The following is a 22,336-nucleotide window of genomic DNA, read 5'->3' as shown; positions in this document are numbered from 1 at the left end:
CGGATCGATAGGCTCGGGCTGTGAACGGTGATTCCGTAGACGTGACGTGGGCTGACGCCCGCACCGCCAACCAGCAGAACTGGGACGACCGAGTGCCTCTGCATCAGATCGCCTACGGGCTCGAAGCGTTCGATGACCCATCGCATCTCAGCGACGTCGTCCGCGCAGATCTCCCCGTGCTGGAACGATTCCTGCCGACCGGCGGTCTGTCTGGGCTCGATCTCTGCCACTTGCAATGTCACATCGGCACGGACACGATCTCGCTGGCGCGAGCCGGCGCGCGAGTCACCGGTGTGGACTTCTCGGAACCCGCTCTGACCGCCGGCGCGGAACTCGCGCGACGGTCAGGCATCACCGCCACCTGGGTGCACACCGACGTGCTCGACGCCCGCGCCGCCGTGAGCGGCGACTTCGACGTGGTCTATACCAGCATTGGCACGATCTGCTGGCTCGACGACCTCGATCGATGGGCCGAACAGATCTCCGGGTTGCTGAGGGAAGGTGGCACATTCTTCATCCGCGACGGGCACCCGTCTCTCTATGCACTGGATGAGAGCGCACCGGGACTGACCATCCGATACCCGTACTTCGGCGATGGCCATGCGCAGCAATGGGATGACGCGTCGACCTATGCTGGCGAGGGTACCGTCGCCCACGCTCGCACCTACGAGTGGCCGCACCCGCTGTCCGAGATCCTCGGCGCACTGCTCGGCGCAGGACTCCGTCTCGTGCATTTCGACGAGGGCCGCACACTCCCCTGGCGATTCAGCCCGCGCATGGTCGAGGTCCCCGGCGGATACGCCTGGCCCGAATCCGAGCGCGCCCTGGTTCCGAGCACGTTCACGATCGTCGCCCGAAAGATCGCGACTGAGGTACCGCCTCTCAGCGCCCTCGCCGGGTGAAGTTCAGGTGTACGACACCGAGAGGTGACGGGGTGGCCTCGATATCGAAGCGCTCCTCGAGCCCCTCCAGCCCATCCCACAGACGCTCACCTCGTCCGAGAACGATCGGCGCGACGACCAGATGCATACGGTCGATGAGGTCGGCGGCGAGGAACTGTCGCACCGTGTCGACGCCGCCACCGATCCTCACGTCTGCGTCTCCCGCGAGCTCCCGAGCTCGGCGGAGTGCCTCGGACGGTTCGGCATCCAGAAAGTGGAAGGTCGTTCCACCTTCCATCGGAATCGGGTCCCGCGGGTGGTGCGTGAGGACGATCACCGGCGTATGGAACGGCGGCTCGTCACCCCACCAGCCTTTCCAGTCGTCGTCAGTCCACGATCCCCGCTGCGGACCGAACTTATTGCGTCCCATGATCTCGACGCCGATCCCCTCGCTCCAGCGTCGTGCGAACGAATCGTCGACTCCCTCGGATCCTGGTCCATCTCCCGGAAGCCCCATGCGTCGGAACGTGCGCGTCCCGAAGGCCCACTGCATGAGTCGGGAGCCCGCATGCCCGAAGGGCGCCTCGAGGGTCTGCCCCTCCCCTGCTCCGTAGCCGTCGAGCGAGATGGTGAAGTTGTGCACCCGCACCAGGGACATCGGTTCTCCTTCTCCGGATTCAGGCGCCGACGTACTCGGCCAGATGCTCGCCCGTGAGGGTCGACCGTGACGCGACCAGGTCGGCGGGGGTTCCTTCGAACACCACGCGCCCGCCGTCGTGCCCGGCCCCTGGGCCGATGTCGACGATCCAGTCGGCGTGAGCCATGACGGCCTGGTGGTGCTCGATGACGATGACGGTCTTGCCTGATTCGACGAGCCGGTCGAGCAGCCCGAGAATGTTCTGCACGTCCGCCAGGTGCAGCCCGGTCGTGGGCTCGTCGAGAACGTAGACGTCGCCCTTCTCCCCCATCTGGATCGCCAGCTTGATGCGCTGACGCTCGCCACCCGACAGGGTCGACAGAGGCTGTCCGAGGGCGAGATAGCCGAGTCCCACGTCCTCCAGCCGCCCGAGGACCGCCGCAGCGGCCGGCAGCTTCGCCTCCCCGTCGGAGAAGAACGCCCTGGCCTCCGAGACGGGCAGGTCGAGCACCTCGGTGATGTCCTTGCCCCCGAGCTTGTACTCCAGCACGGCGGCCTGGAAGCGCTTGCCGCCGCAGTCCTCGCACGGAGTCTCGATGGTGTCCATGAACCCGAGCTCGGTGATGATCACGCCGGCCCCCTTGCAGGTGGGGCACGCCCCCTCTGAGTTCGCGCTGAAAAGCGCGGGCTTCACGCCGTTCGCCTTGGCGAAGGCCTTGCGGATCGGCTCCAGCAGGCCGGTATAGGTGGCGGGGTTGCTGCGCCGAGAACCCTTGATCGCCGACTGATCGATCGAGACGACGCCGTCGCGCTTCGACACCGAGCCGTGGATGAGCGAGCTCTTGCCCGATCCGGCGACCCCGGTGATGACGGTGAGCACTCCGGTGGGGATGTCGACGTCGACATCCTGCAGGTTGTTCTCCGTCGCACCGCGGATCTCGATGACCCCCGACCTCTCTCGGACGGTCCCCTTCAGCTGCGCGCGGTCATCGAGGTGCGATCCCGTGCGCGTGCCGCTGGACCGCAGCCCCTCGACGGTGCCCTCGAAGCAGATCTCTCCTCCGGCGCTTCCCGCGCCGGGACCGAGGTCCACCACGTGGTCGCCGATCGCGATCGTCTCGGGCTTGTGCTCCACCACGAGCACGGTGTTGCCCTTGTCCCGCAGCCTCAGCAGCAGGCTGTTCATCCGTTGGATGTCGTGGGGGTGGAGCCCGATGGTCGGCTCGTCGAATACGTACGTGACGTCGGTGAGCGAGGACCCGAGGTGCCGCAGCATCTTGATCCGCTGCGCTTCTCCGCCCGACAGCGTGCCGGACGGGCGCTCCAGGCTCAGATAGCCGAGTCCGAGCGTGACGAACGCGTCGAGATTGGCCTGCAGCGCCTCAAGCAGCGGTCCGGCACCGGGGAGATCGAGTCCGCGCACCCACTCCGCGAGGTCGGTCACCTGCATGCGACAGGCATCGGCGATGCTGATGCCGTCGATCTTCGACGACCGCGCCCCCTCTGTGAGACGGGTGCCGTCGCACTCCGGGCACGTGGCGAACGTCGCGACCCGTTCGACGAAGGCCCGGACGTGCGGTTGCAGGGCGTCCAGGTCCTTCGACAGCATCGACTTCGTGATCTTCGGGATCAGACCCTCGTAGGTCATGTTGATCCCGGAGATCTTGACCTTCGTCACCTCCCCGTACAGGAACAGGTGCCTCTGCTTCTCCGTGAACTCCGCGATCGGCTTGTCGCCCGGATAGAAGCCCGACTGTGAGAAGCCCTTCACCATCCATCCGTCGGCCGTGTACCCGGGGACCATGATGGCCCCCTCGTCGAGCGACTTCGACTCATCGACGATCTGCGAGAGATCGAGGTCGGAGACCGCTCCCCTGCCCTCGCATCGCGGACACATGCCGCCGAGGTAGATCGCCTCCTTGACGATCTTCTTCTCCCCGCCCGGACCGGTCATCACCCCGCTGGCCCTTTGCGTCGGGATGTTGAACGAGAACGCGGTCGGTCCGCCGATGTACGGCTGCCCCAGCTTGCTGAACAGGATGCGCAGCATCGCGTTGGCATCCGTCACGGTGCCCACGGTCGACCGCGGATTCGCGCCCAGTCGCTCTTGGTCGACGATGATCGCCGTGGTCAGCCCCTCGAGCACGTCCACGTCGGGCCGGGGCACCGACGGCATGAACCCCTGCACGAAGGCGCTGTACGTCTCGTCGATCATGCGCCGCGACTCGGCGGCGATGGTGTCGAAGACCAGCGAGCTCTTCCCCGAGCCGGAGACGCCGGTGAACACGGTCAGGCGTCGTTTCGGGATGTCGACGCTGACTTCCTTCAGGTTGTTCTCGCGTGCGCCCTGCACGCGGATGAGGTCGTGGGCGTCGGCGGCGTGGGTCATGGGTTCCTCGAACGGTCGGGCAGGCTCAGCCTGCCTGGTTGATACGGAGCAGGTTGCCTGCGGGATCGCGGAAGGCGCAGTCGCGGACGCCGTACGGCTGGTCCATCGGCTCCTGAACGACATCGGCGCCCTTCTCGACGAGTCGCTCGAACAAGCCGTCGAGATCATCGCTCGCGAGAGTGAGCGCGCCGTAGCTTCCTTTGGCGATCAGTTCGTTGATGGTGCGGCGTTCATCGTCCGTGAGTCCGGGGTCGGTGGCAGGCGGGTGCAGCACGATCGACGTCCCCGGCTGGCCTTCGGGTCCGACCGTGAGCCAGCGGAGCCCGTCGTAGCCGACGTCGCCTCGCACCTCGAATCCGAGGGCGTCGCGGTAGAAGCCGAGGGCCGCCTCGGCATCCGTGTGCGGAAGGAATGCGTAGTGGATGCTGATGTTCATGCGTTCAGGCTAGGTTCGCGTCGGTGCGGGGTGCTTCTTGATTCCTGATCGGTCGGATGACCTGCTTGGCCTGGAAGGTCGGGATGCCGTCGACGTTGGCGGCGCGTTCACGGTACACCCGGGGTGAGACACCCACCAGCTCGGTGAAGCGAGTGCTGAAGGTGCCGAGCGACGAGCAGCCGACCTCGAAGCACACCTCGGTCACGGTGAGATCGCCGCGGCGCAGCAGCGCCATGGCGCGTTCGATTCTCCGGGTCATGAGGTATGAGTACGGCGACTCGCCATAGGCATCACGGAATCGTCGGCTGAGGTGACCGGCAGACATGTGCACTCCGCGTGCAAGCGCCTCGACGTCGAGGGGCTTCGCGTACTCCCTGTCGATGCGGTCGCGTACCCTGCGCATGACGACGAGTTCGCGGAGTCTGGCGTCTTCGTCGAGAGTCACCCCTTGATAGTGCCATGACGCCGTGTGCCTCCGTGTGAACTCCCGCGTCGCCGACCACGACTCCTCCCCCATTTGCGAGCAGGCAGCGATATTCTGTGACCAACCCTCACAGGGTTTTCTCAGAAAGGGTCCCCAACCATGTCTGAAACACTCGCGAACGACGCGAAATCGCTGTTCAAGTCCATCCGCATCACCCTCGCTGTGTCGGGCGCCCTCGCGCTCATCGCCGGCATCGTTCTGCTCGTGTGGCCGGTGAAGTCGGCCGTGATCGTGACGGGCATCTTCGCCTCGTACCTGATCATCGCCGGCCTCGTCTACATCGGCCTCGGAATCTTCTCGCACCGCAAGGGCGGGTGGGCGCGTGTCGGCCACATCGTCCTCGGTCTGCTGTACATCGCCGCGGGCGTCATCGCCTTCGCCAACCTCGGCCTCGCCGCGGCGACCCTGGCCCTCGTCGTCGTCATCTTCATCGGCATCAGCTGGATCGTCGACGGCGTCGTCTCACTGTCATTGCTCGGCCAGGACGGATCGCGGGTGTGGACACTCCTCTACGCTCTGCTGAGCATCATCGCCGGCATCGTCGTGCTGTTCTCGCCGCTGTACGCGGCAGCCGTGCTCTGGCTCGTCTTCGGCGTCTCGCTCGTCGCCCTGGGCATCGTGCAGATCGTCCGCGCGGTCACGATCGGCAAGGATGCGAAGAATGCTGCCGGCGCCGTCCGGTCGGAGACGGTGAGCTGACGGCCGCACCCCGGCCGCCTCGCATGTGAGAGAGGGCCCCGTCCGCACGGACGGGGCCCTCTCTCGCATCAGGAGCGTCACTCGGCGGCGAAGCCGCTCACGTCGCCCACCAGGCGGGTGTTGTCGGCTGGCACGGGGTCGACGGCTGCGCGTGCGACCTCGGCGGCGAACTCCGACACGTTGTACAGCTTGCCGGCCGACTCGCGCCGCTCGGCGATCGCACCGGGGTTCGCACGCTCCAGGAGCGTCGCGGTGATGGTGCCCTCGATCATGTCGCCGGACACCACTGTGAAGCCGATGCCCTTCTCGGCGAGCTCAGGGATGCGCTCGCGCAGAGCATCCTCTCCCGCGCGCTTCGAGAGCGCGACCGGCTCGTACTCGGGCATGGTGGGCGTCGTGCGGATGAAGTGCGCCTGGTGGCTCGTGACGAACACGACCCGGGCGCCGTCGTCGAGCAGCGGGGTCGCGGCGTCCAGCACGTTGAGCTGCGCGTCCCTGTTGAGAGTGAGGGCGTAATCCTCCGCCATGCCCGACTCCATGCCGCCAGACGCGTTCAGCACGAGCACGTCGAGGTGGCCGAACTCCGCCTTGACGGCTTCGAACATCTCCCCCACCGACGCGGGGTCGGTCAGGTCGGCGCCCACGGTCAGGACGCGACGCCCGAGCTCCCGCAGCTGCGTGGCGAGCTTCTCGGCGCGCGGAGCCTTATTGCGGTAGTTGATGACGACGTCGGCTCCGGCCTCGGCGAGGTACCGCACGGTGTCGGCTCCGATACCCCGGGACGAACCGGTGACAAGCGCGACCTTGCCGTCGAGAGAACCTGCGGGAAGAACGTCGGTCACGGTGACTCCTCAAGTGCGTGGAACGCCGTGATCGCACGGCTCGCTCAGACTATCAAGGGGCCCCGTCCAGGGCGGGACTGCCGGACGGCCGCGTGATAGGTTGACCGCAAAGGGAGGCTGCATGAACGACTTCTCCGTCTTCATCGACATCGTCGAGAACTGGGCCTGGATCGGGTGGCTCGTTCTCATCGCCCTCTTCCTCGTGATCGAGATGCTGACCCTCGATTTCACGTTCCTGATGCTGAGCTTCGGCAGCGCGATCGGACTGGTCGGCGACCTCATCGGGCTCCCCGCCTGGGCGCAGATCATCATCGCTGCCGTCGCCGCCGCCGCCTTCATCCTGCTCCTTCGCCCGCCGCTCCTTCGGCGACTCCATCGCGGCGAAGACCCGACCAAGTCGAACGTCGAGGCACTCGTCGGCCTTCGCGGCATCGCGCTGCAGGACATCACCCAGATATCCGGGCAGGCGAAGCTCAGCAACGGCGACACCTGGACCGCCCGCACGGCGACCTCGATGCCTATCCCCCAGGGCTCGCCGGTCGCCGTCCTCGCCATCAACGGCGCCACCGCGACCGTTCGCCCCGTCAACGAGTAGGAGAGACCGTGGACGACACCTCGTTCATCCCGACCGCCATCCTCTGGATCTTCATCATCGCGGTGATCATCTTCGTGGTGGTCACGCTGGCCCGGTCCATCCGGATCATCCCCCAGGCGACGGCCGGTGTCGTCGAACGACTGGGGCGCTACCACAAGACGCTCACGCCCGGCCTCAACATCCTGGTCCCCTTCATCGATCGTCTGCGACCCCTGATCGACATGCGCGAGCAGGTCGTGTCATTCCCACCGCAGCCGGTCATCACCGAAGACAACCTCGTCGTCTCCATCGACACGGTCGTCTACTTCCAGGTCACGGACGCCCGCGCTGCGACGTACGAGATCGCCAATTACCTCGGTGCGGTCGAGCAGCTGACCACCACGACTCTGCGAAACGTCGTCGGTGGACTCAACCTCGAAGAGGCACTGACCAGCCGTGACAACATCAACGGCCAGCTGCGAGTCGTGCTCGATGAGGCGACCGGCAAATGGGGCATTCGTGTCGGACGCGTGGAACTCAAGGCGATCGACCCGCCCGTCTCCATCCAGGACTCGATGGAGAAGCAGATGCGCGCCGAGCGGGACCGGCGCGCCGCGATCCTCACCGCCGAGGGCTCCAAGCAGTCGCAGATCCTCGAGGCGGAAGGTCGTCGCCAAGCCGAGATCCTCCGCGCGGAAGGCGACAAGCAGGCCGCGGTGTTGCGCGCGCAGGGTGAGGCCGAGGCCATCCAGAACGTCTTCAGCGCCATCCACCAGGGACAGCCGGACGACAAGCTGCTGGCGTACCAGTATCTGCAGATGCTGCCGAAGATCAGCGAGAGCGAGTCGAGCAAGCTCTGGATCATCCCGAGCGAGCTCACCGAGGCTCTGAAGGGCATCGGCACCGCCTTCACGCCGAAGCCCGGTCAGCCGCCGCTCGGCACGCCGGGCGCGTGACGCACCCCTACTTCGAGAAGGCCGCGTACCCACGAGTCCTCGCCCATCGCGGTCTCGTCACCGCGGAGGGCGGGGCCTCGGGCGTCTGGGAGAACACGGCGGCGGCCTTCGCCGCCGCCCATGCCGCCGGGGCCGAGTACATCGAGACGGACTGCCAGGTCACCGCTGACGGTGACGTGGTGCTCTTCCACGACTCGTCGCTGCGCCGACTCCTCGGAGATGCCCGCCTGGTGCGCGAGGTGCGCACGAGGGAACTCACGAACATGTTCGCCGACCACGGCGGGCTGCTCTCGGTCGCAGAAGCACTCGCGGTCTTCCCCTCGACCCGGTTCAACATCGACGTCAAGACCCCGGAGGCCGCCGAACCCCTCGGGGAGATCCTGGTGGAGCACACGCATCGCGTGCTGGTGACGAGTTTCGACGACCGCAACCGCCGGGCGACGATCGCGTCCGTGCTGCGTGCAGGAGCCGGACTCCGGCCGGCGACCTCTGGGGGAAGCCGCACCATCGCCGCCCTCCGCGCGTCCTCGACGCTGCGGCTCCCCGCTGGCCGGGTGCTCCGCGACATCGACGCCCTGCAGATCCCGGAACGTCACGGTGCGCTCCGGGTGCTCACCCCCGCTCTGCTCAGAACCGCTCATCGACACGGCGTCGAAGTGCACGTGTGGACCGTGAACGAGCCCGCGGACATGGTCCGGCTCGTCGGACTCGGCGTCGACGGCGTCGTCTCCGATCGCGCGGATCTCGCCCTCACCGCGCTGCGCCGCTGAGCACCGCCGCGCGGCCGCGCGAGCGCGCTGGGATTCCGCTGTGAATCGCTCAGGGAAAGCGTTCGCGTGGATGAAGCGCACAGGTCGGAACGTTATACCTGGCAGAGACGAGAGGACCACACAATGGCAGATCGCAGCCTGCGCGGCATCCGACTCGGCGCCCAGAGCCTACAGAGCGAAGAGGGCGTCGTGTTCATGGAGCGCCGCGAGACCACCTACACCTGTGACACGTGCGGACATGTCACGACCCTCATGTTCGCGGCTGATGCAGAAGCTCCGCAGACCTGGGAGTGCCGTTCCTGCGGAGCCGAGGCCCGCCTGAACGTCGGCGGCCAGGCCGTCACGCTCGACACGGCCGATGAGAAGGCCGCCCGCACCCACTGGGACATGCTGATGGAGCGCCGTACCCGCGCTGAGCTCGAGGAACTCCTCGAAGAGCGCCTCGCCTTCATCCGCGCCCGTCGCGGAGCGGGCGAAGACCCCACCCGCGAGAAGATCGGCGCCTAGCGCCTCCGGGCGCGCCACCACCCGAGGATCAGCGCGCCCAACCCGCCCCACAGCAGAAGCTGCTGGATCCACGGGCCCAGGACGACACCCGCCGTGAGGCCGGATCGAAGCTCGACGTTCTCGAGCATCGCTCCGGCCTCATCTGCGTCCAGGCTCGAGACGGTGGTGCCGTCGGCACGGATGATCTGACTCGTGCCGACCGTGGAGATGTTCACTACGCTGCGGCCGGTCTCGATGGCGCGCATCCGCGCGAAGGCCAGCTGCTGCAGGTTCTCGTCTGTCCCGCGGAAGTCGGCGTTGTTGGTCTGGAAGACGAGCACCTCTGCGCCGTCGCGCACCCCCTGGTCGACGACGTCGTCGTAGATGACGTCGAAGCAGATGGCGAGCCCGACCTGCACCCCGTCGACGTCGATCACGGAGCTGTTCGTGCCCGGGGTGTACTCGCGCTGGATCAATCCGATGAGGTCGGGAGCGAGAGCATTGAAGAACGCGCGATCGGGCACATACTCGCCGAAGGGCACGGGATGCCGCTTGTCGTGGGTCTGCTCCGCTCCCCCGTCCTCGGTCCACAGCATCGAGGTGTTGTAATACCGACCGTCGCGCTCCGTCGCGGCGTTCGCGAGCAGCGGCGCCCCGATGCGTGAACTGACGAACGTCATCCGGCGGGCGAGGGCGTCGGTCTGGAACGGATCGTAGTCCAGCGACCCCTCCGGCCAGACGAGGAGGTCGACGTCCTCACCGAACAGCGGTGCCGTCGCCGTCGCCTGCGCGTCGACCAGCGAGTACGGCTCTCGCTCATCGAAGTAACCGCTCGGACCGTTGCCCTGCACCGCGGCGATGCGCATCGATCCGGTGCCCGTCGTCGGGAACAGGGGCGTGAAGGCGAGGACGACGACGAGAGCCGCCGGCACGACCAGCAGCGGGCGGCTCACCGCACGGCGAGCTCGTACCATCTCGATGACGACGGCCACGAGGAACACCATGAGGAAGCTCAGACCGCTGACGCCCAGCCACGAGGTCACCGGGGCGAGCGGGCTCTGCGCCTGCGTCATCCCCAGGCGGGCCCACGGGAACCCTCCGTACGGCCAGGAGCCGACGAAGAGCTCCCGCCCGACCCAGAGTGCGGCGACGACCGCCGGGAGCAGCAGCAGGCGCGCAGGGGGCTTCCGGAAAGCTCGAGGCAGCCACCGGTATGCGAGGGCGATCGGAATGAGTGCGAGCGCGGTCAGGCCGCCCTCGACGACGCTCAGCGCCGCCCAGGGAACCGGTCCGAGGTATCGAGACGTCCACGACACGAGCAGCGCGAAGAAGACGATGCCGTACACCGCGCCGACCAGCAGCGCGCCGCCCACCCGGCGACCTATCAGAGCGAGCAGCAACAGAGCGACCGCGGGGAACGCGAGGATCCAGACGGCGGCCTCCGGGTACGACAGGTCCATGAGAAACGCTGCCGCGACCGCGCAGAGGACGGCCGCCCAGATGGGCAGGAGCGGGCGCGGCGCCGAGGATGCCGCCGGGGAGTCCGACATCGGTCCCGTGCTCACATCGACGAGTACGCCACGATACCGCGGCGTACTCCGTCGAGCGCCGCGCGCGCGTTCCGTGCAAGGGTTCCGTCCTCGGCCACGATCGACAGCTGGTCGAGCAGATCGATCGTCTGCTTCGCCCATCGCACGAAATCACCGGCGGCCATGTCGGCATCGATCAGGACCCGATCGAGGCTGCCGCCGCGCGCCCAGGCGTGCATCGCGCCGGCGAGACCCGGGGCGAGCGGCTCGGTGCCGGGCAGGTGGTGCTCCTTCTCGAGGTCGTCCAGCTCGGCCCACAGCGTCGTCGTGCGCTCGTAGGCTGCGCGGAAGGCCCCGCGCGGGAGGCCACGCTCGCCCGAGTTCGCCTCGTCGCGGCGCGGCTCGTACACGAGACAGCAGGCCATCGCTGCGAGCGACGGGGCGTCGAGGCCCTTCCACAGTCCCTGACGGAGCGACTCGGCGATGAGCAGGTCGCGCTCGCCGTAGATTCGTCGCATCGTGCGTCCGGCATCCGTCAGTCGCGTCTCGCCGTCTTCGCGACGGAGGTAGTCGAGCGTCTCGAGCACCTCGCTGACCCTGTCGAAGACGCGAGCGACCGTGCCTGTCCGATTCTCGATCTGACGTCGTGTCCGGTCCGTCTCGCGCTTGAGCTTCCAGTAGCGCTCGGCCCAGCGCGCGTGCTTCTCCCGGTCGGGGCAACGATGGCATCCGTGCCGCTGCATCCGCGTGCGCAGGGACTGGATCTGCTTCATCCGCTTCTCGCGCGCCACTCGCGGCGAGTTCGAGTCCTGCCGGTTCTTCTTCTCGAGGTCGCTCAGCTCCCGGCGCATCGCGGCGTACTCCATGAAGTCGCCGTGGTCGCAGACCATCGCCGAGCGATATCCCTCGAGCGACTCCTCCGCCTCACGCACCTTCCGCGCGAGACCCACCACGGCCCGGTCCGCCTGGAACTGGGCGAACGACGACTCGAGGACCTCGCGCGCACGCTCCCGACCGAAGAGGTCGATGAGGTTCACGGCCATGTTGTACGTCGGACGGAAACTGGAGTTGAGGGGGTAGGTTCGTCGAGACGCGAGCGCCGCGACGGCCTGCGGATCCATTCCCTCGGTCCATTGGACGACGGCATGACCCTCGACGTCGATGCCGCGCCGACCCGCCCGACCGGTGAGCTGCGTGTACTCCCCCGACGTGATCGCGACCCGCGCCTCGCCGTTGAACTTCTCCATCTTCTCCAGGACGACGGTGCGGGCGGGCATGTTGATACCGAGCGCCAGCGTCTCCGTCGCGAAGACGGCCTTCACGAGCTTGCGTTGGAAGAGCTCCTCGACCACCTCCTTGAACGCGGGCAGCAGCCCCGCGTGGTGGGCTGCCACTCCCCGCTCCAGATTGTCGAGCCACTCCCAGTACCCGAGGACGCCGAGGTCCTCCTCCTGCAGCGTGCGGGTGCGCTCCTCGACGATCGAGCGGATCTCCGCCCGCTCCTCGGTCGACGTCAGCCGCAGCCCCGACCGACGCACCTGCTGCACGGCCGCGTCGCATCCGACGCGGCTGAAGATGAAGAAGATCGCGGGCAGCAGGTTCGACCGTTCGAGCAACCGCACGACATCCGGACGGTCCATCCGCTCGATGCGACGCACGTTCGCGGAGCGCACCGGTCGCCGCCCGCCGCGCGGCGGACGCTGGGCCTGCCGACCGGCGTGACGGTTGCTCCGATAGGACTGCGCTTCGCGGTTCTGCTCGTAGTGCGAGCCGGTGAAGGAGCGGATGCGCATCAGCTCCTGGTTCACCTGCGCTGTCGCGAGCCCTGCCCGGTCGTCGAAGAGCGGGAGCAGGTCGTCGCGCACGAGCACGTGCTGCTCGAGCGGCACGGGGCGGATCTCCGAGACGATCACCTCGGTGTCACCGCGAACCGTGTCGAGCCAGTCGCCGAACTCCTCGGCGTTCGACACGGTCGCGCTGAGCGACACCAGTCGCACGTGCGACGGCAGGTGGATGATGACCTCTTCCCAGACAGCGCCGCGGAAGCGGTCGGCGAGGTAGTGCACCTCGTCCATGACGACGTAGCGGAGGTCGCGCAGCGCTGCGGAATCCGCGTAGATCATGTTGCGCAGCACCTCGGTCGTCATCACGACGATCCGCGCGTTGCCGTTGATGTTGGTGTCGCCCGTCAGCAGCCCCACGTCGTCGGGCCCGTACACGTCGACGAGCTCCCGGAACTTCTGGTTCGACAGGGCCTTCATCGGCGTCGTGTAGAACGCCTTGTCGCGCGCGGTCTGCATCGCGAGGTGGATCGCGAACTCACCGACGATGGTCTTCCCGGCACCCGTCGGAGCGGCGACGAGCACGCTGTGGCCTCGCTCGAGCGCATGGCATCCCTCGACCTGGAACGGGTCGAGATCGAACCGCTGACGGGCCGCGAAAGCAGTCGTCTGCGGGTGACCTCTGGCCTCTCGCGCGGCGGCGAAGCGCTCGGCGGGCGAGCTCATGCGGTGGCCGGGTCGATACCGGCTGCTCTCGCGAGCTTGCGCTTGCGTCGATCGAACAGCATGGAGATGAACGTCGCGGCGAAGTAGAGCACGATCATGGATGCCATCAGGAGGAGCATCGAGAAGACGTCTGCGGGCGGGGTCGTCACAGCGGCGAAGATGGTGCACACGAGCACGGCAACGCGCCATCCCTTGAGGATCTCGCGACCCGAGATGACACCCGCGAGGTTCAACGCGACGAGGAACACGGGCAGGACGAATGCGATGCCGACGACGAGCAGGAACTTGAAGACGAAGTCGTAGTAGCCGGAATAGTCGTAGAACTGCGCCATCCCCGTGGGGACGAACGACGCCATGATCTCGATGACGTGCGGCAGCACGAAGAACGCGACGGTGCACCCGCCGAAGAACAGCGGGATCGCAGCGCCCAGGAACCCCCAGGTGTACTGCGTCTCCTTCTTGGTGAGACCAGGCATCACGAAGGCCCAGACCTGCCAGAGCCAGACCGGGGCCGAGATGAGGAGGCCGATCGCGAAGGCGATCCGCATACGCAGGTCGAAGCCGCTCGTGACGGTCGTGAAGTTGAGCCCGGTGTACTCGCGGCCGGCTTCCTCCGCGATGGTCCGGATGGGGATGGACAGAAGATCGATGATCGGTCCGGTCACGATGAATGCGGCGATCATGCCGACCACCAGTGCGGCCGCGGCGATGACCAGGCGCTTGCGCAGCTCGATCAGGTGCGCGCCCAGAGACATCCGCCTATCGCGACCGGGAGTCTCCTGATCGGCGGATTCGAGTGCCGACACGACCTATGCGGATCGAGGCGGCTGACCCGGGTCCGCGTCGCGGATCACCGTGTTCTCCGTCACCGATGCCTTCGGAGCAGGAGCGGCGGTCGCCGCGGGCTCCGTCGCGTCACCGGCGTCGTCGCTCTTCATCGCCTTCATCTCGCCCTTGAACACGCGGGCCGACTGCCCGAGGCTCTTGGCGAGCGCCGGCAGCTTCGCAGCGCCGAAAAGCAGCAGGATGACGGCGAGGATGATCAGCAGATGTGGCCAACCGAAAGCGCCCATGATTCTCCTTCGTCGTTTTCCCCAGTCTAACCGGCGTCAGCGTCATCCGGGTGGCCATACAGCGCGAGTCCGGCCGCGGCCCACTCGCGCGCGGCCGTGCGGGCTACGCCCGGCTCGATGACCTCCATGACGCCGCCGAACCGGGCGGCGAGGCGTTTGATGCCGCGCGGGTCGGCGAGATGCAACCGGGCCGTGACCACACCGTCCTTCGCTTCGACCTCGTCGCCGGTGAGGAATCCACGCAGCAGTGGGGCGATGCGCTCGGGGATGCGCACCCGCACCTCACCCTCGTCCGCGGCCGCGGCGAACGCCTCGGGGACGTGATCGCCGGCATGTGTGATCGGGATGTCGGTGAGGCGTGCATCACTGACGCGGTCGAGGTGGAACGTCCGCATCGCCTTGCGCATGTGGCACCAGCCCTGCAGGTACCACTGGGCGTTGGTGATCAGCACCTGCACGGGATCCACGGTGCGGGTGGTCGGGGCGGCATCGGGCGCCTGATAAGTGAACGAGACGGCGACGCCGTCGCGGACCCCCTGGGAGACGACCCGTCGCACCTCGTCGACGGCGCTGGGTGCGACGACGACCTCGGCCGGCGCATCGGCGGCACCGCGGGACAGCTTGGAGATCAGACCGGTCACGAGGCCGGAGTCCGACACCGCGGGAACGGCTGCGACCATCTGCAGACCGGCGAGCAGGGCCGCCGCCTCGCGAGCCGTGAACCTCGGCACCCGACGCAGCGCGACGTCGTTCGTGATCTCGATGACGTCCTCCTCGTCGAGGAGGTCCCAGTTGATGTCGAACATCTCCTGCGGCTGCTGCCAGTAGCCCGAGTCGCCCGGAAGGCCGATCACGGTGAGCTTCTCGACCATCTGGCGCATCTCGTTCGGAGTCACCCCGAACTCCGTCGCCGCTTCCTGCAGCGAGACCTGACCGTGCTCGAGCAGGTACGGGACGAGCGTCAGGTACACCCGCACGCGATCCGCAGCGAGCAGCGGCTTCGCCTGTGCGCTCATCGGCCGCCCTCCGCGTCCGTGTTGGCCTCGACCACGGCGGTGAGCCGGGCGATGACAGCTTCGCGCAGCGGCGCGGGCTCGACGACGCGGACCTCGGGCCCGTATGAGGCGAGCTCGTCGGCGAGGATGTGCAGATCAACGAACGGGACCCGGATCCCCTGGGTGGCCGGCGTGGCCCGACGGCCGAGCCGCAGGGAGGCCTCGGTACCCGGCGTCACCTCGAGCAGCGCGGAATTTTCGGCGGCGACAGCCTCGAGTCCCGACAGGGCCCGCTCCCCCGCCCCATCCCGAAGAGACGGGTCGAACGAGGTCGTCGTAATCTTCACCTTGCCGACGATGCGGCTGAGCAGGAACATGCGGTCCTCCTCGATCGCGACGTCGATCCCGAAGACGTGCCAGCGCGCCTCGTAATCGACCAGGGCGAGGGGACGGATGCTGCGTCGCCGCGGCGCGTCCTCCCCCGGCTTCAGATAATCGAACACGACGACGCGGCTCTTCTCGATCGCCTCTTGAAGGACCGGGAACGCCACGTCGCGGGCCGTGATCCGCGGTGCGAAGCCGATGATCGGCTCGTCGCCATCGATCCCCAGTGCTCGGATCTTGCGCACGCCGGCCTGGGCGTCGCCGGACGCCGACTCCGCGCTCCAGACGCTGCCCGCGAGCCGCAGCACGGCGAGCTCGGCCGGGGTGAACTCGATGTCGCCCGGCAGGTCGTATTCCGCCTGAGGGATGCGGTAGCGAGCCTCGCGGAGGTCGTTCGGGTCGGACTGGTCTCCCAGCGTCTCCACGGGCACGCCGAGCGAGCGGAGTTCGTCCTTATCGCGTTCGAACATCTTCTCGAGCGCGTCCGAGCGCGCGCCGGCATCAGCGCGCTGGCGGTAGCCCGAGACGTTGTCGAGGATCTGCTGCTTCGTGAGCCCGATCTCCGTGGCCATGAGCGCCACGACGAGGTTCGTCAGGCGCTCCTCCGCGGGAATACGGGCCGCCATCACTGCTCCGGGGTTGGGACGATCCCCAGGATGTCGACGACGATCGCCGTCGCCTTGTTGCCGTCGGCCTCTGGTACGACGACCAGCAGCTGGGAGCCGACCGTGGCGCCGACGAGCTCGTTGGCCGCCGGGCCGATGTTCGGCTCGGAGCCCCAGGTGCTCGTCGCGACCTTCTTGTCGTCCCAACCGACCGCCGTGAGGTTCGTGATGATCGTCTGACCCTTCTCGACGACAGCGCCGTCTCCCTTGATGAGGGTCTGGGTGACCGACTTCTTCGGCGCAGGGCTGTCGGGGACGATCACTCCCGGCGTGCCGTCCGGGGCGCGCACGACGGTGGGCATGCCCTGAGCGTCGTTGAACTGGGGCGCACCCTCGGCGCGGGCGAGCGACACGTCGAGCACGTCGATGACGGCGACCACGTTCTCGTCGTCGTCGAGACCGAACGCCTCGACGTTCGCCTGACCGAAGTCCTCCGGCGTCAGGACAGCCACGACGCGGCTGCCGCCCGTCGCGCACTCCAGGACCTTCTCGAGCCCCGCCGACCTCTGCGACCAGTACGAGATGCTGTGGACGCGGCTCAGGTCGTCGTTGTACTCGGTCTCGTAGAGGGGCTTGCCGCTGTCGCCCGCGAAGAACGTCAGGTCGAGGACGAACGGCTGAGACGTCGACTCGAGAGTGCGGCCGTCGCCGACGACCGCGTCGGCGAACGACGTGTTCGACGCCTTCACCGGGCCGAACACCTCGACATCGGGCTTCGCGCCCAGCTCTCCGTCGACGTTCACGGAATCGAGGATCGCGCTCGAGTCCGCGGCACGGTCGCAGGTCTCCCCCGCGAACGACGGGGCGGACGCGCACCCGGTCAGAGCGAGCGCGGCGAGGCTGAGGGTGGCCAGAACGGCGGACGTTTTACGCACGCGCTCCAGTCTATTCCGTCGGGGGCTCCGATTCGCGCGATGCGGCGGCGAGACGCGCGCCCTCCGCGGCCCTGGCCGCTTCCCTCGCGCGCTTGCGGAGGTTCTTGTCGGTGATCTCACGATCGCCCACCGCCCCGGGCGTCCAGAGCTCGACGTCCTCGTCGCCGTAGCTGCTCTTCGATGCGCGGCGCTTGACCGACGGCGCGACCGCTCCGGGAGCGAGACGCCGGGCGGTGAGGAGGAATCCGGTGTGCGCGACCATGCGGTGATCCGGACGCACGGCGAGCCCTTCGACGTGCCAGCCGCGCACCATCGTCTCGGAGGCGTCGGGATCGGTGAACAGACCCGTGCCACGGATGTACTCGGCGACGCGCGAGAGCTGTGTCGCGGTGGCGACGTAGCAGAGCACGACGCCACCCGGGGTCAGCGCATCCGCGACGACGTCCATGCACTCCCACGGGGCGAGCATGTCGAGAACCACGCGGTCGACGGTTCCCGGCTCGAACTCGGCGGGCAGCGCCTCGGCGAGGTCGCCGACGACCACGCTCCACGTCGACGGGGTCTCGCCGAAGAAGGTCTCCACATTGCCCCGCGCGACCTCGGCGAAGTCGTCGCGGCGCTCGAACGACACGAGGCGTCCCGCCGGGCCGATCGCCCGCAGCAGCGAGAGCGACAGAGCGCCCGAGCCCACACCGGCCTCGACGACCACGGCTCCGGGGAACACATCGGCCTGCATGACGATCTGCGCGGCATCCTTCGGGTACACGATCGCCGCGCCGCGGGGCATCGACATCGCGAAGTCGCGGAGCAGCGGGCGCAGGGCGAGGTACTCGTGACCGGAGCTGTTCGCGACGACCGAGCCGTCCGGCAGGCCGATAAGATCGCGGTGACGCAGCACGCCGTGGTGCGTGTGCAGCTCGCCGTCCTCACGGAGCGTGACGGTGTGCAGGCGGCCCTTCGGGCCGGTCAGCTGAACCCGGTCCCCCTCGCGGAACGGTCCGCTCGGCCGGTGTGCGGAGGCCTGGCTCATCGGGTGGCTCCTGTCATCGCCTTGCGGTCGAAGAGCTCGACGAGGTCGGCGGCGGTGCGGTCCTGGAGGGTCGGCCACAGTTCGTGAGCGCCCACATGGTCGAGCGAGACGATGTGCGGGACGCCCAGGGTGACGGCGCCGGAGGCGAGACCTGCGCGGAGACCCGTCGGCGAGTCCTCGATCACGAGGGTGTCGACGATGTCGACCTCGAGCAGCGAGGCGGCGTGCAGGTAGGGCTCGGGATGGGGCTTCGGGTTCGACACGTCGTCGCCCGCGACCACGATGTCGAACGCGTCGAACTCGATGAGCTCGACCACGCTGAGGGCCATGCGGCGCAGAGACATGGTCACGAGGCCGGTCATGATGCCGGCGGACTTCAGGTCGAGGAGCAGCTCGCGGGCACCCGGACGGAACGGCACCCCCTGCACGCGCAGCGCCTCCTGCACCCCGTCCGTGAGGAGCGAGATGATCGCGTCGGCCTCCATGTCGACCCCGGCGTTCTGCAGGATCACCGCGCTGTCGATCAGACCGTTGCCGACGAGCTGCAGTGCCTGCTCGTGGCTCCAGCTTCCGCCGAAGGATTCGACGAGCGCCGTCTCCGCTGCCATCCAGTACGGCTCGGTGTCGACGAGGGTTCCGTCCATGTCCCAGAGGATCGCGCGGGGCTGTCTGCTCACCGGTCCATGTTAGCCGTGGCGCCGCCCTCCCCCTGTCCGGTCGGACTAGCCTGGGTAGACATCGATCCGGAACCACGAGGGGAGACCACGATGGATGTTCTGGGTTCTCGCATCATCATCGCCGCCTTCGATGGCTGGAACGACGCGGGCGAAGCCGCGAGCGGCGCCATCGCCGCTCTGCGCGCCGAGAACGAATACGACCTCGTGCACTCGATCGACCCCGAGCTGTACTTCGACTACCAGTACACGCGGCCGGCCACGAAGATCGACGCCGAGGGACGCCGTCAGCTGACCTGGCCCGAGGCCGGGCTGTGGCGTCCGCGCGATCCGGGTCCCGGCCCCGAGCTGTGGATCCTCACCGGGGTCGAGCCCGCTCGCACCTGGCAGGCGTTCGCCTCCGAGTTCATGGACGTCGCGCTCCGAGACGACATCACCGGACTCGTCACCCTCGGGGCGATGCTCTCCGACGTGCCGCACACCCGTCCGATCTCGATCTTCGCCTCCAGCCAGAACGAGCAGGTGCGCGAGGCGCACGGCCTCGAGCGGTCGCAGTACGAGGGGCCCGTCGGCATCCTCAGCGTCTTCGAGCACTTCGCCGAGACCTCCGGCATCCCGACCGCGAGCCTGTGGGCGAGCGTGCCGCACTACGTCGCGTCGGCGACCCCGTCGCCGAAGGTCACCCTCGCGCTGCTCGACCGCCTCGAGGAGCTCACCGGCGTGGACGTCCCCCGCGACCACCTGCGCACCGAGGCCGCCGCGTGGGAGGCGTCGATCGACGCGGCCGCGGCGGACGATGAGGACATGACGGAGTACATCAGGCAGCTCGAGCGCACCCGCGACACATGGGACTCGCCTGACGCCTCCGGCGATGCGATCGCTCAGGCCTTCGAGCGCTACCTGAAGCGCCGGGGCGACGGACCCGCGGACCGCAAGGGCTGAGCGCCTCGGATCAGGCGGGGATCACGCCGAGGCCGAGGAGGACCAGCAGCACGGATCCGAGCAGGATGCGGTAGATCACGAAGGGCAGGAAGCTGCGCTTCGAGATGTAGTTCATGAAGAACGCGATCACCGCGAGGGCTACGACGAACGCGACGCCGGTCGCCGCGAGCGTGTCGCCGAACGAGAAGAACGACGGCTGGTCCCAGCTCTTGAAGACCTGGTAGAAGCCGCTTCCGAAGACCGCCGGGATGGCGAGCAGGAATGCGTAGCGTGCGGCAGCCGCCCGCTCGTAACCGAGGAAGAGACCCATCGTGATCGTGCCGCCCGAGCGCGAGACTCCCGGGATCAGCGCGAGCGCCTGAGCGAATCCGTAGGCGACGCCGTGCGGGAATGTGAGGTCGTCCAGCTTGCGTCGTTTGGACCCGACGTAGTCGGCCACGCCGAGCAGGATGCCGAACACGATGAGCATGATCGCGACGATCCACATCGACCGCAACACCGTTTCGATCTGATCCTGGAACAGCAGACCCAGCACGACGATGGGGATGCTGCCGATGATGATCATCCAGCCCATGCGCGCATCGGGGTCGCTCTTCGGAGCCCTGCCGATCAGCGAGCGGAACCACTGGCGGATGATGCGCACGATGTCGCGCCAGAAGAACACCACCACCGCGGCCTCGGTGCCGATCTGCGTGATGGCGGTGAACGCCGCGCCGGGGTCCTCACCGGACGGCAGGAACGTGCCGAGGATGCGCAGGTGCGCACTCGAGGAGATGGGCAGGAACTCGGTGAGTCCCTGCACGAGGCCGAGGATGAGCGCTTCGAGCAGGTGCATGGAGGAGCCTTCGGGGTGTTCGGGAGCGGCGCGGTCGCGCGGAGGGAGCGCTCAGTACGTGCGCAGCAGATCGGCCAGCACCCGCTGACCGAAGACAAGCGATTCTACGGGCACACGCTCGTCGACCCCGTGGAACATGCCCGTGAAGTCGAGGTCGGCCGGCAGCCGCAGCGGAGCGAAGCCGTACCCGGTGATACCCAGGTACGCGAGCGCCTTGTTGTCGGTCCCTGCGCCGAGGAGGTACGGGATGACGGGGACGCCGGGGTCGTGTCGCCCCAGACTGGTCACCATCGCATCGACCAGGTCGCCCTCGAACGGGGTCTCCATGCCGATGTCGCGCACGACCGTCTGGATCTCGATCTCGTCGCCCACGATCTGCTGCAACTCGCGGAGCACGTCGTCTTCGGTACCGGGGATGACGCGAACGTCGATCAGCGCCTCGGCACGCTCCGGGATGACGTTGTGCTTGTATCCGGCGCTCAGCGCGGTCGGGTTCGTCGTCGTGCGGAAGGTCGAGCGCAGGAATGCCTCGGCGGGACCCGCCGCAGCGGCCAGCGCGTCTGGGTCGTCGACCGGACGCCCCGTGAGGTCGCTCAGCCCCTGCAGCAATGCCTCCGTGGTCGGTGTGAGACGCACGGGCCACCGCGTGCGACCGATCGCCGCGACCGCCTCGGCGAGCTTCGTGACCGCGTTGTCGTCGTGCAGGCGGCTCCCGTGCCCCGCGCGACCCTTGGCCACGAGTCGGATCCAGATCAGCGCCTTCTCGCCCACCTGAAGCAGGTACGCGCGACGGTCGTCGACGGAGATCGAGTAGCCGCCGACCTCGCTGATCGCCTCGGTCGCGCCCTCGAACCACTCCGGTCGGTCGCGCACGACGAGCGCGGAGCCCTCCACACCGCCGTTCTCCTCGTCGGCGAAGAACGCCAGCACGAGGTCGCGCTCGGGCTGCTCGCCGGCGCGCAGGATGTCGGCGACGGCGGTGAGGATCATGGCATCCATGTTCTTCATGTCGACGGCGCCTCGTCCCCAGAGCATCCCGTCCTGAACGACACCCGCGAACGGGTCGACGGTCCAGTCCTCGGGCATCGCCGGCACGACGTCGAGGTGACCGTGCACCACGAGAGCGGCCTTGCTGCGGTCGCGCCCCGGGACCCTGGCCATCACGTTCGTGCGTCGCGGGATCGGTTCGTAGTACTCCACCTCGAGTCCGAGCTCCGTCAGGTAGTTCCCGACGTACTCCGCCGCCTCGCGCTCCCCCTTGGCGTCTCCGCCTCCGAAGTTCGACGTGTCGAAGCGGATCAGGTCTCGGGCCACGCGCACGACTTCGGGGAGGGACTGCTCGGTCATCGCTCCAGGCTATCGAAGCGACGAGGCGCGCCCGGGCGACGGCCCCGGTTTCTGAGTGCATCGAGGTGCGTGCTAATGTAAATCTTCGTTCGGCAACGAACATCCAACACCCGCGCGGGTGGCGGAATGGTAGACGCGCTACGTTGAGGTCGTAGTGCCCGTAAGGGCGTGGGGGTTCAAGTCCCCCTCCGCGCACAGATGTGATGTCTCAGGACATCGTGAACGGCTGAACCCCCGGTTTCGGGGGTTCAGCCGTTTTTTCGTTGGTAGTTCTTGGTGGGGTCGAGGGTGTATTCGGCGAGGAGCTCGCCGGTGCCGAGGCTGAT

23 protein-coding genes and 1 tRNA gene are annotated in these 22,336 nt (G+C 67.8%); 8 read left to right on the top strand and 16 right to left on the bottom strand.

Features of this window, described 5'->3' with window-relative positions; genetic code table 11:
• The first annotated feature begins 20 nt into the window (after nucleotides 1-20).
• Nucleotides 21-902 (top strand): class I SAM-dependent methyltransferase, encoded by an 882-nt coding sequence (locus M3195_RS11570; protein ID WP_251587644.1) that lies wholly within the window; start codon nucleotides 21-23, stop codon nucleotides 900-902.
• On the opposite strand, the gene M3195_RS11565 is transcribed toward M3195_RS11570, so the two are convergent.
• The 4 genes from M3195_RS11565 to M3195_RS11550 are packed head-to-tail and all read right to left on the bottom strand — an operon-like array spanning nucleotide 883 to nucleotide 4,746.
• Nucleotides 883-1,539 carry a dihydrofolate reductase family protein gene (locus M3195_RS11565; protein WP_251587642.1) on the bottom strand — a complete coding sequence of 219 codons (657 nt, stop codon included), beginning with the start codon at nucleotides 1,537-1,539 and terminating at the stop codon, nucleotides 883-885. The two genes, M3195_RS11570 and M3195_RS11565, sit on opposite strands and share 20 nt — an antisense overlap.
• Before the next feature lie 19 nt (nucleotides 1,540-1,558).
• Nucleotides 1,559-3,907 carry an ATP-binding cassette domain-containing protein gene (locus tag M3195_RS11560; protein WP_251587640.1) on the bottom strand — a complete coding sequence of 783 codons (2,349 nt, stop codon included), beginning with the start codon at nucleotides 3,905-3,907 and terminating at the stop codon, nucleotides 1,559-1,561.
• 25 nt (nucleotides 3,908-3,932) lie between these two features.
• On the bottom strand, nucleotides 3,933-4,343 hold the full coding sequence (locus M3195_RS11555; protein ID WP_096716065.1) for a VOC family protein: 411 nt from the start codon (nucleotides 4,341-4,343) through the stop codon (nucleotides 3,933-3,935).
• 4 nt (nucleotides 4,344-4,347) lie between these two features.
• Nucleotides 4,348-4,746, bottom strand: a complete 399-nt coding sequence (locus tag M3195_RS11550; RefSeq protein ID WP_251588248.1) for a helix-turn-helix transcriptional regulator — start codon at nucleotides 4,744-4,746, stop codon at nucleotides 4,348-4,350.
• 180 nt (nucleotides 4,747-4,926) lie between these two features.
• Here M3195_RS11550 and M3195_RS11545 point away from each other — a divergent pair, with 180 nt between their 5' ends.
• Nucleotides 4,927-5,526, top strand: a complete 600-nt coding sequence (locus tag M3195_RS11545) for an HdeD family acid-resistance protein (protein ID WP_251587639.1) — start codon at nucleotides 4,927-4,929, stop codon at nucleotides 5,524-5,526.
• 77 nt (nucleotides 5,527-5,603) lie between these two features.
• On the opposite strand, the gene M3195_RS11540 is transcribed toward M3195_RS11545, so the two are convergent.
• Nucleotides 5,604-6,368, bottom strand: coding sequence for an SDR family oxidoreductase (locus tag M3195_RS11540; RefSeq protein ID WP_251587638.1), 765 nt, complete (start codon nucleotides 6,366-6,368; stop codon nucleotides 5,604-5,606).
• 121 nt (nucleotides 6,369-6,489) lie between these two features.
• Between M3195_RS11540 and M3195_RS11535 the strand changes: the two genes are divergently transcribed.
• The 4 genes from M3195_RS11535 (at nucleotide 6,490) to M3195_RS11520 (ending at nucleotide 9,175) form a co-directional block, all read left to right on the top strand.
• Complete coding sequence (locus M3195_RS11535; RefSeq protein ID WP_251587637.1) at nucleotides 6,490-6,963, top strand: NfeD family protein; 474 nt, start codon at nucleotides 6,490-6,492, stop codon at nucleotides 6,961-6,963.
• 8 nt (nucleotides 6,964-6,971) lie between these two features.
• The gene (locus M3195_RS11530) at nucleotides 6,972-7,898 is read left to right on the top strand and encodes an SPFH domain-containing protein (protein WP_251587636.1); all 927 of its coding nucleotides are present in this window, start codon (nucleotides 6,972-6,974) and stop codon (nucleotides 7,896-7,898) included.
• Nucleotides 7,895-8,668, top strand: a complete 774-nt coding sequence (locus tag M3195_RS11525) for a glycerophosphodiester phosphodiesterase family protein (RefSeq protein ID WP_251587632.1) — start codon at nucleotides 7,895-7,897, stop codon at nucleotides 8,666-8,668. The genes M3195_RS11530 and M3195_RS11525 overlap by 4 nt, the downstream gene beginning before the upstream one ends.
• Nucleotides 8,669-8,791: 123 nt before the next feature.
• Nucleotides 8,792-9,175 carry an RNA polymerase-binding protein RbpA gene (locus tag M3195_RS11520; protein ID WP_251587630.1) on the top strand — a complete coding sequence of 128 codons (384 nt, stop codon included), beginning with the start codon at nucleotides 8,792-8,794 and terminating at the stop codon, nucleotides 9,173-9,175.
• Here the strand turns inward: M3195_RS11520 and lnt are convergent.
• The 9 genes from lnt to M3195_RS11475 are packed head-to-tail and all read right to left on the bottom strand — an operon-like array spanning nucleotide 9,172 to nucleotide 18,889.
• Nucleotides 9,172-10,704, bottom strand: coding sequence for an apolipoprotein N-acyltransferase (lnt, locus tag M3195_RS11515; RefSeq protein ID WP_251587628.1), 1,533 nt, complete (start codon nucleotides 10,702-10,704; stop codon nucleotides 9,172-9,174). The two genes, M3195_RS11520 and lnt, sit on opposite strands and share 4 nt — an antisense overlap.
• 11 nt (nucleotides 10,705-10,715) lie before the next feature.
• Nucleotides 10,716-13,190, bottom strand: a complete 2,475-nt coding sequence (locus tag M3195_RS11510) for a DEAD/DEAH box helicase (RefSeq protein ID WP_251587626.1) — start codon at nucleotides 13,188-13,190, stop codon at nucleotides 10,716-10,718.
• Entirely contained in the window at nucleotides 13,187-13,945 is a 759-nt protein-coding gene (gene tatC / locus M3195_RS11505) for a twin-arginine translocase subunit TatC (protein ID WP_251588247.1), read from the bottom strand. Before tatC ends, M3195_RS11510 begins: the two co-directional genes overlap by 4 nt.
• A gap of 54 nt (nucleotides 13,946-13,999) precedes the next feature.
• Entirely contained in the window at nucleotides 14,000-14,263 is a 264-nt protein-coding gene (gene tatA, locus M3195_RS11500) for a Sec-independent protein translocase subunit TatA (RefSeq protein ID WP_143740755.1), read from the bottom strand.
• Between the two features lie 26 nt (nucleotides 14,264-14,289).
• Entirely contained in the window at nucleotides 14,290-15,279 is a 990-nt protein-coding gene (locus M3195_RS11495; RefSeq protein ID WP_251587622.1) for a helix-turn-helix transcriptional regulator, read from the bottom strand.
• On the bottom strand, nucleotides 15,276-16,268 hold the full coding sequence (locus tag M3195_RS11490; RefSeq protein WP_251587621.1) for a helix-turn-helix transcriptional regulator: 993 nt from the start codon (nucleotides 16,266-16,268) through the stop codon (nucleotides 15,276-15,278). Before M3195_RS11490 ends, M3195_RS11495 begins: the two co-directional genes overlap by 4 nt.
• On the bottom strand, nucleotides 16,268-17,182 hold the full coding sequence (locus M3195_RS11485; RefSeq protein ID WP_251587619.1) for a hypothetical protein: 915 nt from the start codon (nucleotides 17,180-17,182) through the stop codon (nucleotides 16,268-16,270). The genes M3195_RS11490 and M3195_RS11485 overlap by 1 nt, the downstream gene beginning before the upstream one ends.
• 10 nt (nucleotides 17,183-17,192) lie before the next feature.
• Nucleotides 17,193-18,212, bottom strand: coding sequence for a tRNA (adenine-N1)-methyltransferase (locus M3195_RS11480; RefSeq protein WP_251587618.1), 1,020 nt, complete (start codon nucleotides 18,210-18,212; stop codon nucleotides 17,193-17,195).
• Nucleotides 18,209-18,889: an HAD family hydrolase gene (locus tag M3195_RS11475; RefSeq protein WP_308211587.1), complete on the bottom strand. Its 681-nt coding sequence runs from the start codon at nucleotides 18,887-18,889 to the stop codon at nucleotides 18,209-18,211. Before M3195_RS11475 ends, M3195_RS11480 begins: the two co-directional genes overlap by 4 nt.
• A gap of 90 nt (nucleotides 18,890-18,979) precedes the next feature.
• On the opposite strand from M3195_RS11475, the gene M3195_RS11470 reads away from it, so the two are divergent.
• On the top strand, nucleotides 18,980-19,828 hold the full coding sequence (locus tag M3195_RS11470) for a PAC2 family protein (protein WP_251587617.1): 849 nt from the start codon (nucleotides 18,980-18,982) through the stop codon (nucleotides 19,826-19,828).
• Nucleotides 19,829-19,838: 10 nt separating this feature from the next.
• Here M3195_RS11470 and M3195_RS11465 read toward each other — a convergent pair whose 3' ends face one another.
• Together M3195_RS11465 and M3195_RS11460 are read right to left on the bottom strand one after the other, a co-directional pair.
• Nucleotides 19,839-20,663, bottom strand: a complete 825-nt coding sequence (locus tag M3195_RS11465) for an undecaprenyl-diphosphate phosphatase (RefSeq protein WP_251587615.1) — start codon at nucleotides 20,661-20,663, stop codon at nucleotides 19,839-19,841.
• A 51-nt stretch (nucleotides 20,664-20,714) separates the two neighbouring features.
• Nucleotides 20,715-22,010: a M20/M25/M40 family metallo-hydrolase gene (locus M3195_RS11460; RefSeq protein ID WP_251587613.1), complete on the bottom strand. Its 1,296-nt coding sequence runs from the start codon at nucleotides 22,008-22,010 to the stop codon at nucleotides 20,715-20,717.
• Between the two features lie 112 nt (nucleotides 22,011-22,122).
• Here M3195_RS11460 and M3195_RS11455 point away from each other — a divergent pair.
• Nucleotides 22,123-22,205, top strand: a tRNA-Leu gene (locus tag M3195_RS11455).
• The last annotated feature ends 131 nt before the right edge of the window (nucleotides 22,206-22,336 follow it).

Origin of the sequence: Microbacterium hydrocarbonoxydans (genome assembly GCF_023715885.1) — a bacterium.
In the GTDB taxonomy this organism is placed as follows: Bacteria; Actinomycetota; Actinomycetes; order Actinomycetales; family Microbacteriaceae; genus Microbacterium; species Microbacterium hydrocarbonoxydans_C.
Note: the sequence above shows the minus strand (reverse complement) of the source record. Positions and strands in the feature narration are given on the sequence as shown.